Source organism: Duganella sp., assembly GCF_039595735.1.
Classification (GTDB): Bacteria; Pseudomonadota; Gammaproteobacteria; order Burkholderiales; family Burkholderiaceae_D; genus Rugamonas.
The window spans coordinates 85,699-97,554 of record NZ_JBCNLB010000013.1 but is presented as its reverse complement, the minus strand read 5'-3'; the positions used below and the strand labels follow the sequence as shown (position 1 = coordinate 97,554).

Here is an 11,856-nt window from a genome sequence, read left to right as displayed (position 1 = left end):
TCTACCCTTTTCAACGGAACTGGATGTCATCGACAAATTCGTTCACCTCCAGCACGCCGGGCTCCGGCCTGGTGATTTTTTTGCCGCCCATGGTAACGTTCTCCAGTATGACATTTTTTACCTTGCGGCTGCTGTCATGTCCGGTGATTCGTGCGGCGCTGGGCGAGCCGCGCCCGGAATAGCGGATATTGCGCAGCGTGACGTTCTCGATGCCGAGGCCGGGGCTGGTGTTGTACTTGGCGGTGTACGCTATCTTCAGGTTGAACAGCTTGCCCTCCTCGATGCGCTCGACGCGGATATCCTCAAACACCACGTCGCGCACCAGGTTGTCGTCGCCGGCCATGATGCCAAGCGCGCCTTCGTATTCCGGCTCGTCCTCGTCATGATCGAGGATGTCGATGTCGGAGAAGCGCAGGCGCTCCAGCACCTCTGGCTGCGGATGCTCGGGCGTCGGCGTGTTGCCGTGGATGCCGATCATGATGGCATGCGCCACGTCCGCCCACAGCGTGGTCTTGCTGACCTTGACGTCGCGGGTATTGCCCCAGATGTCCCAGCGGTGGTTGTAGAAGGTCAGGCAGTCATCGGAGGTGCGGATAAAGCTGTCGCTGATGGTCACGCGCTCGCAGGCAAAGTGCCCCAGCCCGTCCGACCACTGTCCCGCACCGATGCTGCGGATATTGCGCTCCACCAGATCCTGCGAAGTAATGCAGCGCATGGTGCCATGCGGCTGGTTGATGAAGATAGGACCATCGATCTCGATATTGCGGGAATTGCGGATAGTGGTCATGTCGACACCGTCAAACAGGCCATCGCTGATTACCTTGACGTCCTCCACACCGTCCAGCACCAGCGGATTCTTCAGAATTGCGGAACCGTGAATATACACCGTGCTGTGCGAGCGCAGGCGGAATTCACCGGTGTGGACGCCCGGGCCGAAGAACACCACCTTCTGCGTAAAGTCCGGCAGCTTGCCCTTCTCGATGTCATTCGACGACAAACTGGCCGGGGTGGCCGGCATGTCCTTGCGGATGGCATGCGTGAACACATGCAGGTTGTGCAGGCGATCGTCGTCAAATTCGATGCTCAGGTTTTCCGGGCGATGCAGCGTGATGTAGGCGATGCCGTCCCTGACCACCGGTTTCAGGCCTTTGGCGTCCGGGCGCACCGCCACCTTGGAAAACATGCCGTTATTCTTCTGCACCGCCAGTTCGACCGTGCCGTCGAAATTGAAGTACACCATCGACGCTTCCTGCGGTTTATCGAGGTCGACCTTCACCTTGTATTCATACAGGTCTTGCCAGGCGCCGCCGGGCACGCGCACGCGCACGGTAAAGTCGTCGTTATGGTGGCTGTAGCGGACCGGATTGGGGAAAGGATGGACCTGCACCTGGGCAGTGGCCAGCGACAGTTGCAGACAGGCCAGTACGCCCGTCAGTATGCGTATGAAGGACAAAATATCTCCTGAATTATTCTTGATATCGATAACAGATTATACGGCTCTGCCGGCCATGTCAAACAATTCGTGGGGCCGGAATGCGAATACCGCACGCCGGCCCTATGGCGCTTAGCCGGCGCGCCGCATCCGCAACGTCGCCAGGCACAGCAGGCCAGCCAGCAACAGCACAAACGTCGCCGGCTCAGGCACCGCCGTCACGCTGCTGGCGGCGCTGAAGGTGCTGACCGTGTATGGCACAGCGCCGGGTTGCAGCGCGATGACACCAAGGTCGCCGTCCGCCCCCAGATAGCTGCTGTCGTTGAACAGCGCCCAGCCGAATTGAAGGCCGCTGTCGCCACTGCCCAGCGTCAGACTGAGGCTGAACCTCAACACGCTGCCCAGCGTGACGGCTTGTACCAGCTCGCCGCCATTGCCAAACACCAGCGGCCCCGGCAACGCACCGCTGACCGCGCCGCTGAGCTGCGCAGGCCCGCTCAGATCCCCCGCCAGCTGGCTCACCGTGGCGGTGGCCGGCGCCGCGTCGGCCAGGCCAAGGAAATACAGGCCGAGATAGGCAGGGCCATCGCCCAGGGTGGCGGTGTCGATGGTGATGCTGTAGTGCTGTGCCGATGCCTGCCCTGCCCCGCCCAGCAGCAGGGCGGCCAGCATCAGCTTCATCAACAGGTCTTTTACGAAAGTCATCTTGGTCTCCTTAATATTTTGCGCTGATCAGCTTGCGGTTGTATGCGATCGCCAGCCTGGATGGATTGCTGAAGGTGGTGCTCAGCGTCACGCTCTGCCCCGGTGCCAGATCGGTGGCAGGCAGCGTGATATAGGGCGCGCCGTCCTTGCTGCCGGAGGCATTGTCCAGCGTGACGCCGGCGGTCAGATTCTCCAGCGTAAATTGCAGCGGCCCCTTGATGGTTTGCTGCGTGTTGTTAGTGATGGTCACTGTACCGCTGTACTTCTGCGTGAAGCGGTTCATCGTCAGGCCGGATTGCTGCATCCTCACGCTGGCGCTGACATCCACCGGCGCCAGCAAGTCATAGCGGCTGCCGTAGAAGTGCAGCTCGCTGTACGATGAAATGCCCGGGTAAGCCGGATCGGTCGGCGGCCCCGGATGATCGACACGCACCATGAAGTAGCGGTACCGCTGGTCTTCCTGCCCCTGCACCACCGGTATCACCTCCATGATGAAGTTCTGGCCGCTGGTGTCGCTGGTTTCCCGGCTGCTCAACAAGGTCCAGCTGGCCTTGTCGTTGGAGCCGTAGACATTGATGCCCTGGGTGCGGTTGCCGAACATGAAGCGCGGACGGATGCCGAAGGCACTGGCGGCCACGCGGTAGTTTTCGCCATAATCCAGCGTGACCACGTCGCGCAGGTCGCCGGAGGTGGTGTTGTAATCGTCATCCACCAGTCCGGGGATCGTCGCCGGATTCAGCACGGTGGTGGTGACCATGTTCTTGCTCCAGTCCAGACTGCCATCCGACGCCAGGCGCGGGTTGAGCAGCTCCAGCTTCTGCGTTACCGCCTGCACCTTCTTCAGCAGCGCCGGGAAATCCGCGTCGGCGGTGGTGGTCAGCGCCTGCTGCAGCGGCGCCATCTCGGCCTTGAACGCGGCCAGTGACGGCGTGGTGTAGACCGCGGCGCTGTCGTAACCGCCCTGCGCCGCCAGGAAAGCGGCCTGCCGGTCCGGCTGCACGTTCAGGCGCGCCGTCATGGTGCTGATGGCAACGCCGTCGGTGGCGCTGATGACCAGGTCATGCTCGCCAACCTGGTCCGGCGTCGGCGTCCAGCTCACCATGCCGGTGGCGCTGTCCACGCTGGCCCCAGCCGGCAGGCTGATCGCCTTGTAGGCGACGGTATCCGCCGGGTTGGCATCGGTGGCCGTGTAAGTCGCGCGGAACGGCATGCCCTGTACCACGTATTCCGTCAGCGGGAACACCGGCATGGAAAAGCGCGGCGGCGTCAGTTGCGTGGGCGCGTTCAGGTTGACGAAATCCACGTCCACAGTGGCGCCTTCCGCGCCGCTGAACTTGAAGTAGATGATGTTGTCGCCCAGCCGGCGCGCGCCGGTGGCCGCAGTGGAGGCATCGGGCACGATGTAGCGCCACTGCCCTTGCGTATCCGGCACTGTCATCTCGCACCATGGCTTGCCGCCCTCGGTACCGCTGGCCGACAGCCTGGTCACCGCATTGGTGCGGATCATGACGCCGACCGGCGCATACTTGCTGCGGTCGGCGTAGACGATGTCATGGAACACCACGGTGGCGCCCGCCGGCGTAAGCTGGCTCCGGCCAAACGTGCGCTCGCCTTCGCTGAGCGTGCTCCAGTCGCCGTTCAGATACACCGTCTTGCGCTCGGTCTCCAGCATGCCGGTATTGGGCGGCAGCGGCTTGCCGGTCAGCGCCTTGGGCAGCGTGATGAAGGCCTCGGCCCCAAAGTCCTTGTTGTCCGGCGTGCCGCGCCCCCATGGCGTGACATAGCCATTCTGGTGCGAGGCGGCAGTCGCCAGATAAGGCGCCACCGCCTCGACATCGACGCCCTGTTCGTACTTGTAGACGTTGTAGATTTCGGCAATCCCTTCGGCCGCGTACAGACGGCCGCGATACGCTTCCGACATGCCGGAGCTGCCGCCGCTGGTGTCGGCCCATGGCGTTTTATAGCCCAGCATGAACTGCGCGTACGAGTTGGCGCCCATCAGCAGGCGATTGCCGCCGAAGTGATACACGCTCACCGCGTCACCGGCGGTGGAAGGCTTGCCGGTATAGGGATCGACCCTGGTGCCCTGCGAATTTACCAGCCGCAGCAGGCCAATCAGGTTGTCGACATTGTCGCCGCCGTGCGCCTGGTCGCGCATCATTTCCTGGATCTGATAGAAGGGATAGCCTTCCTTGTTGAGCGGATTGTCGGCGGCGATCAGGGGGATCAATGGCAGGATGCCGCCATTGATGTCCTGCCGGGTGGATGTGGCATTCACGGTCAGCCATTCCACCGTTTCATCGTAGCGCGCGCGGTTGTCGGTGAAGATGGCGCCAGCCAGCCGGCCGGCAATCGAATACACATGCTGGTTCATGAAGCGCTCGTTGCTGGCGAAGAAAGTGCGCTCCATCGGATCGATCAGATTGTCCTTGAGTTTTTGCGTATCGGTGGCGGTCCAGGCCAGCGGATATGCGGTGTAGGTGGCGTCGGCCGGCGTGTAGCGCATGATCTCCGCCGCCATCAACAAGCGGAACAGCGGCACGCCATTGTGGATGTGCGCATCCGGGAAGTAGGCGTAGCCATTGGGATTCATATTGCTCCACGTCCGCAGGATGCGCATGGCGTTGCGGCGGTACTCGTTCTTGCCGGTCATGTAGTACAGGATGGCTTGCGTTAGCGCACCCTGCGAATCGTTGATCATGCGCGTCTGGCCGGTGCCGTTGTTGTAGTTCGGCGTATTCGGGGTATCGACCTTGCTGGGGTCGCGGTTGGTCGGCTGCAGGTCGAGGCCGGCGTAGCCACAGCACACCGTGGCCAGCGTGTTGTAGTAGCTCTTGTACGGCTCCACGTCCGCCCTGACCTGCTGGCGCGCGTACTCCAGCTGCTCCAGCGTGAAGCCCAGCGCCGGATGTTTGAAGCCAGCCGCGCTGACCGTGGGCTCGGCCTGCGGCGTGGCCACGAAGTTGATGGCGCCAGCCGGCGATGAGGACAGCCACAACAACGCCGATGCCACGGCGGTGGTGACGCCCCGAAGTGTAAGGGTATTCATAGGTCTCCTTTTTAATTGATGGGGCCGCCTTCCGTTATCGATCACAATTTTGAATAAGTTATCGATAACAAATTGTTGCGTGTGAAGGGCGGCCCAGAAATGTACCACGCCGGGGCCGACTATCTGTCGCGGCACTGATACATTTCTAATAATTTTCTGCTGGCGCGCCTAAGATGTTTTCAATGCTTGCATTTTTGATATGAATTCATTTGAGGAGCGCAGCCATGACTATCCGTATCGCCAGCTTTAACATGGAAAACCTGTTCACGCGCCCGTTGGCGCTGTCCGACGAAGGGCGCTTGGCCGGCCGGCACGCGGTGGAGCACCATGCCGAACTGAACACCATCGTCGAGAAGGCCAGCTATAACCAGCACGACAAGCAACGGCTGCTCGCGCTGGACGATGTCTATCGCTTCAGCAGCCTCAACGCCCCCTCCAACAGCTACCTGGTCCTGAACCGGATACGCGGCCAGTTGTATTCTCGCGCCCGCACCGGTGCGGTCACCGTCGTTGCCGGCGGGCGGGCCGATTGGACCGGATGGTTTGAGCTGCGCATGGGCGAAGTGACCTGGGCCGCCACCTATAACACCGCGCGCGTGATTGCCGGCGTCAATCCCGCCATCCTGGTGTGCGTGGAAGTGGAATCGCGTCCCACTTTGGGCCGCTTCAACCATCAGCTACTGCAAGCCCAGTTCAACCTTGGCTACGCTCATCACATGGTCATCGACGGCAACGACGAGCGCGGCATCGATGTCGGCCTGCTGAGCCGCTACCCGATACGCAGCATGGCCAGCCACGTGGACGACCTGCGGCCGGATGGCAGCCACATTTTCTCGCGTGACTGTCCCGAATACTGGATCGCGCTGGGGGACGGCAGCGAACTGCTGGTGCTGCCGAACCACTTCAAGTCCAAGCGCGGCGGCGACACGCCGGCCATGCGCGCCAGGCGGCGTGCCCAGGCCGAGCGCGCGCACGCCATTGCGCTGGCCGGACTGCGCCGCACGCCGTATGTACTCATCGCCGGCGACCTGAACGACACGCCGGCGCAGCCGCTGTTCGACAGCCTGTGGCAGGACGGCTTCGCGGACATCCAGAGCCATCCCTCCTACCCTGCCGACCGGCCCGGCACCTACGGCACCGGCACGGCCGCCAACAAGATCGACTACCTCATCATGTCGCCGGCGCTGCAACAGCGCCTGCAGGCTGCCGGCATCGCGCGCCAGGGCAGTTACCACCCGACCCTGTGGCAACCCTACGACACTGTCACCAAAACCAGCGACGAGGCCTCCGACCACCATCTGCTCTGGGCCGACTTCGACCTGCCCTCATAAAATAAACCAGCGCCGGCGAAATTCCTCCCATTTGGTACATGACCCTGCCCCAGCCGCTCCCTAGACTGGCTCAGGCAGTCAACTGATAAACCAAAACAAAGGGAGCGATTTATGGAGCGTAACAAGCATGGGGGGCGGCTGGCGGCCGCCCTCGCCGGGCTGTTGTTGCCATGGGTGCTGGCAGCGGCCCAGGCCGCACCGGCCGAACTCATCGTCCGCAACGGCAGCATCTACACCGTGCAGGGCAAAACCGCCTGGGCCGAGGCGTTCGCAGTGCGTGACGGCCGCTATGTAGCGGTTGGCAGCAACGCCGAGATCGCCAAACTGGCCGGACCGCAAACCCGCGTCATCGATCTGCAAAGCGCCATGGCCATGCCCGGCATTAACGATGTGCACAGCCACCCGCTGGATGGCGCCTACGAAGATTTATACGCCTGCAACTTCCCGCCATTCAGCACGCTCCAGCAGGTGCTGGCGCGCGTGGCCGACTGCGCCGCCAAGGCGGAGCCGGGCGACTGGGTGGTCGGCGCGGCGTGGAGCAGCACCCTGATGGGTGAGATCGCCACGCCAGCCGCGCTGGCGGCGCTGGACCGCGCCAGCGGCGGCCATCCGGTATTGCTGCGCGACGAAACCTTCCACAACCGCTGGGCCAACAGCGAAGCCATGAAGCGCGCCGGCATCAGCGCCGCCAGTGCCGATCCGGCCGGCGGCATCATCGTCAAGGACCCGGCCAGCGGCCAGCCCACCGGTTTGTTCAAGGAGTTCCCGGCCTTCCTGGCGCTGGAACGGCAAGTGCCGCCACGCACCCAGGCGCGCCAGCTGGCCGCGGCCAAGGCTGCCGGCGCCACCCTGAACGCGGTCGGCATCACCGGCGTGCAGGACGCCTTCAGTTCCGAGGGCACGCTGCGCATCTGGAGCCAGGTCGACCGCGGGCCGGGCCTGCCGCTGCACATGGTGGCCTCGCTGTCGACCATGCCCAGCGCCGATCCGGCCGAGCATACCGGCCTGGCGCTGGCGGATCTGCGCGAGAACTATCGCGGCCCTAACCTGAAGCCTGATTTCGCCAAGATCTTCCTCGACGGCATACCGCCGGCGCGCACCGCCGAATTCCTGCAGCCCTATCTGCCGGATGCCGAACACGGCGCGCATTTCCATGGCAAGAGCAACTACACCCGCGCCCAGCTGGTGGAACTGCTGAGTGAATTCGACAAGCGCGGCATCCCCGTCAAGCTGCACGCCACCGGCGACGGCTCGGTGCGGCTGGCACTGGACGCCATCGCGGAAGTCCGCAAGCGCAATGGCATGCCGGGCGCGCGCCATCAGGTGGCGCATGCCAGTTTTATTGCCGACAGCGACCTCGCGCGCTTCCGCCAGCTGGGCGTCACCGCCGATATCTCTCCGATGATCTGGTATCCCACCGGCATCGGCATGGCCACCGCAATGGCGATCGGCCGGGAGCGCGCCGCGCACATCTTCCCGATACTGGACCTGACCCGCGCCGGCGCGCTGGTGGCAGGCGGCTCAGACTGGCCGGCCGGCCAACCGACGCCGAATCCATGGATGGGCATTGAAGGCCTGGTGACGCGGCGCGACCCGGCCGGCGCGATCCCCGGGGCGCTGTGGCCCGAGCAGGCGGTAGATCTGGCCACCGCGCTGCGCATCTACACCCTCAACAGCGCCGAGGCCATGGGGCTGGGCGCCGAAACCGGCTCCATCGAGGTCGGCAAGTCGGCCGATTTCATCGTGCTCGACAAGAACCTGTTCAAGATTCCCGTCACGCAGGTACACACCGCCACCGTCCAACAAACCTATTTCCGGGGCCGCCAGGTCTTCCATAAGGACTGATATGAACATTCAACAAAAATACGCAGCGTGCCTGTTCTTTCTTGCCGGTTCCGCCGCCGCCGTGGAAGGCGGCGCACCGATCACGCCCTTTGGCGTCACCGACTTTGGCGCCGGCATCATGCCGCCGCCGTCCGACGTGGCAGCGGTTGGCGTGCGCAGCACCTTCTACCACGCCAATCAACTGCGCGACAACGACGGCAACCGCTCGCCGGTGGCGGCCGAGCTGGACGTGAACAGCCTGGGCGTGGCCGTCATCAAGATGACCCGGACCGAAATCCTGGGCGCCCGGTACGGCTATGCGGCGGTGCTGCCGCTGCTGAACATGAGGCTCAATCTGGGCGTGCCAACACCGGCCGGCCGCCTGGACCTGCACGGCAAGCAGACCGCCATGGGCGACATCAGCGTGGTGCCGGTGATCCTGCAATGGGCCGGCCAGGGCTGGTTTCAGTACGCGGCGCTGCAGGTGCAGGCGCCCACCGGTTCCTATGACAAGAACCGCCTGGCCAATCCCGGCACCAATCACTGGACCTATTCACCGACGTATGCGTTCACCCGCATCGGCGCCAGCGGCTTTGAAGTGTCGTCGACGATTCAGGTTAACGTCAACACACGCAACCACGCCACCGGCTACCGCTCCGGCACCGAATGGCAGCACGAGTTCGCACTGGGACAGCACGTCGGGGCGTACACGATCGGCCTGGGCGGGTATCACTACCGCCAGTTGAGCGATGACGACGGCGTCGGCGTGGTCAACGGCAATCGCGCCCGCGTTACGGCGCTTGGCCCGGCGTTGAACTTCTTCGATCCGCGTTCCGGCATGCCCAACATCTGGATCCATGCCTACAAGGAGTTCGGCGCCCGTAACCGCTCGCAGGGCGCCCAGCTCGCACTGCGTGCGGCCTGGGTGTTCTAGGCGAGCGCGTCGGGCAACTGGGCGGCGGCGGACGACAACACCAGCCGCACCAGTTCCGCCTGCCGCGTGGCGCCGGTCTTGGCCTGTACCTGCTTGAGCTGGCCGCGCACGGTGCCCAGCGCCACGCCGCGCCGTTGCGCGTACTGCTCCAGCGAGCTGCCGGCCACCAGGCCGGCCACCAGACTGGCTTCAGCCCGCGTCAGTCCAAACAGCGCGGCAATCGCGCTGGCAGACACCGGCACATCGGCCGCCACATCCGTCAGCGCCAGCAGCACCGTGCCGGGGCCGCCCGGCAGACTCCCCTCCGACGCCTGCAACGCCAGATGCAGCGATTCCCTGCCCTCGCCCACGGTCAGATAACGGTTGCCGCCGGCGCCGGCCGCCAGATCGGCAATATGGCGGCGCAAGCGCGCGTCGGCCGCGCACAGCACATCGCCACGCAGTTGCAGGCCGCCAGACTGCTGCAGCAAGGCCCGTGCGCGTTGATTCATCCACTGTACCTGCGCCTGCGCATCGCATACGATCAGGCCGCTGCGCATGCGGTCCAGATGCCGCCGCAACTGGCGGTCCAGTTCATCGCTGGCCCGCAGGCGCGCACGCAAGGCCATGGCCTGGCCAAAATGCGGCGTCAGCATGGCCAGCTGATTGGCATGGGCGACCGAAAAATCTTCCGGATCATCGATGGCGCGGTGCAGCGCCAGACCGAGGTAGGTGTCGTCATCCAGCTGGCGCAGGCTGCCCATGAAACGCCCCAGGCGGCGTTGCGCCAGCTGTTCATGCAGCCGGCGTTGCGCCGGGTCGTCGCGGTCGAACAATTCCTCATCGCGGGCGATGCGGTTCAGGCCGCGCGCGAAGCTGCGTGCTTCCAGCCGCGGGTTGTCGGCGTCCCCTATGCCGGCCGGCGGCGCCGCATCGCGGCTGAGGGTATAGGAATCGGCCGCGCTCCATGCAATCGTCAATCGCGAACCGGTGCGCTTGACCGACTGCAGCACGGCCGAGCGCGCGCCGGTTTCGCGGCACAGCTGGTTCAGCACCGCCGTCCAATGCGCGGCGTCGTCCGGACGGGCATAGAGCTGGTACAGCAGGCTGTCCGTGTGCATGATCTTGTTCTCCCGTATGGTTTTATTTGTTTTTCATTTTAGGGGAAATCGGCGGCCATGGCGCATTTGGCGCCGATGTTTGCCGGTTTTTGATAACGGACACCAACACATTGCCGGGATACTGGAAGCAATGGCAGAACCGTGCTGTCCAACCAGGTGCACCGCGCGTGCAAGACTCTTATGATGAATATCGAAACAGCAACCTACTACACCGCCACCAAGAAATACGACCTCAGCTTCCCCAGCCTGGAGCAGGACATCGATGTCGATATTGTCGTCATCGGCGGCGGCTTCAGCGGCGTGAACACCGCACTGGAGCTGGCGGAAAAAGGCCACACCAACATCGCCTTGCTGGAGGCGCGCTATCTGGGCTTCGGCGGCACCGGCCGCAACGGCGGCCAGATCATGGCCGGCATCGGCCACGATCTCGACAAGATCCGCAAGGACGTTGGCGAGGATGGCGTGCGCGCCATCTTTGAAATCAGCGACATGGGCGCCGACATCATCCAGGCACGCATCGACAAGTACCGCATCAAGGCCGACTTCTGCCATGGCTACGGCTACATGGCCTTCAACGCGCGCCAGGGCAAGACCTTGCGCGCATGGGAGAAGGACTTCAAGTCGCTCAATTCGAAACACGAGCTCCGCTACCTGGAAGGGAACGAGGTGCAGACCATCATCGGCTCCGACGCTTACCAGAGCGCGCTGCTGCACATGGGCGGCGGCCACGTCCACTCGCTCAACCTGCTGCTGGGCGAGGCGCAGGCGCTGGCCGGCCACGGCGTAAAGATTTTCGAATACTCGCCGGCAGTGGAAGTCACCTACGGCCGCCGCATCAAGGTGCGCACCGCCAAGGGCACGGTCACGGCCAACAAGCTGCTGTGGGCCTGCGACAGCTTCCTCAACAAGCTGGAGCCGGAGCTGCACCGCTCGACCATCAACACCTATGCCTTCCAGTGCATGACTGAACCATTGAGCGATGAACTGATCCAGCGCATCAGCCCGATCCGCGGCGCCTATAGCGACATCCGCCCGGTGATCGATTACTACCGTGTGACCAAAGAAAATCGCCTGCTGTTCGGTTCTGCCACCCCGTTCATCGATCACATTCCTAACGATCTGAAGGCATGGAACCGCCAGCTGATGCTGAATATCTTCCCGTATCTGCACGATGTGAAGATCGACCTGGCGTGGGGCGGCCCGATGGCGTGCAGCCCCAACCTGTTCCCGCAGATCGGCAACCTGCCCGGCCAGCCCAATGTGTTTTTCGTGCAGGGCTATTCCGGCTTTGGCGTCACGCCCAGCCACATCATCTGCAAGATCCTGGCGGAAGGCATGACCGAAGGCTCGCCGCGCTATGACCTGATCAGCTCGGTGCGCCGCGCCAGCGTGGTCGGCAAGGACCAGTTCCGCCCCCTGATTTGTTCCGCCGGGAAGACCTGGCACCAAGTTTCCGGTTATTGGACCGGCCGTCGTTAAAA

At 63.7% G+C, this 11,856-nt stretch carries 8 protein-coding genes; 4 read left to right on the top strand and 4 right to left on the bottom strand.

What is annotated here, in order from left to right; all coding sequences use genetic code 11:
- Positions 1-10 precede the first annotated feature (10 nt).
- The 3 genes from ABDW57_RS19860 to ABDW57_RS19850 form a co-directional block, all read right to left on the bottom strand.
- A complete protein-coding gene (locus ABDW57_RS19860) occupies positions 11-1,453 on the bottom strand; it encodes a hypothetical protein (protein WP_343731910.1) in 1,443 nt (480 codons plus the stop codon).
- Between the two features lie 111 nt (positions 1,454-1,564).
- Entirely contained in the window at positions 1,565-2,137 is a 573-nt protein-coding gene (locus ABDW57_RS19855; RefSeq protein WP_343731909.1) for an NF038129 family PEP-CTERM protein, read from the bottom strand.
- A gap of 10 nt (positions 2,138-2,147) precedes the next feature.
- Positions 2,148-5,186 (bottom strand): putative Ig domain-containing protein, encoded by a 3,039-nt coding sequence (locus ABDW57_RS19850; RefSeq protein WP_343731908.1) that lies wholly within the window; start codon positions 5,184-5,186, stop codon positions 2,148-2,150.
- Between the two features lie 224 nt (positions 5,187-5,410).
- Between ABDW57_RS19850 and ABDW57_RS19845 the strand changes: the two genes are divergently transcribed.
- The 3 genes from ABDW57_RS19845 to ABDW57_RS19835 all read left to right on the top strand — a co-directional run bounded on the left by ABDW57_RS19845 (position 5,411) and on the right by ABDW57_RS19835 (position 9,275).
- Positions 5,411-6,517, top strand: coding sequence for an endonuclease/exonuclease/phosphatase family protein (locus ABDW57_RS19845; RefSeq protein ID WP_343731907.1), 1,107 nt, complete (start codon positions 5,411-5,413; stop codon positions 6,515-6,517).
- 111 nt (positions 6,518-6,628) lie between these two features.
- Positions 6,629-8,362 carry an amidohydrolase gene (locus tag ABDW57_RS19840; RefSeq protein WP_343731906.1) on the top strand — a complete coding sequence of 578 codons (1,734 nt, stop codon included), beginning with the start codon at positions 6,629-6,631 and terminating at the stop codon, positions 8,360-8,362.
- Position 8,363: 1 nt separating this feature from the next.
- Entirely contained in the window at positions 8,364-9,275 is a 912-nt protein-coding gene (locus ABDW57_RS19835; protein WP_343731905.1) for a transporter, read from the top strand.
- Here ABDW57_RS19835 and ABDW57_RS19830 read toward each other — a convergent pair.
- Positions 9,272-10,375, bottom strand: coding sequence for a helix-turn-helix transcriptional regulator (locus tag ABDW57_RS19830; RefSeq protein WP_343731904.1), 1,104 nt, complete (start codon positions 10,373-10,375; stop codon positions 9,272-9,274). The genes ABDW57_RS19835 and ABDW57_RS19830 overlap by 4 nt on opposite strands.
- A gap of 180 nt (positions 10,376-10,555) precedes the next feature.
- On the opposite strand from ABDW57_RS19830, the gene ABDW57_RS19825 reads away from it, so the two are divergent.
- Positions 10,556-11,854, top strand: a complete 1,299-nt coding sequence (locus ABDW57_RS19825) for an FAD-binding oxidoreductase (RefSeq protein WP_343731903.1) — start codon at positions 10,556-10,558, stop codon at positions 11,852-11,854.
- Positions 11,855-11,856 lie beyond the last annotated feature (2 nt).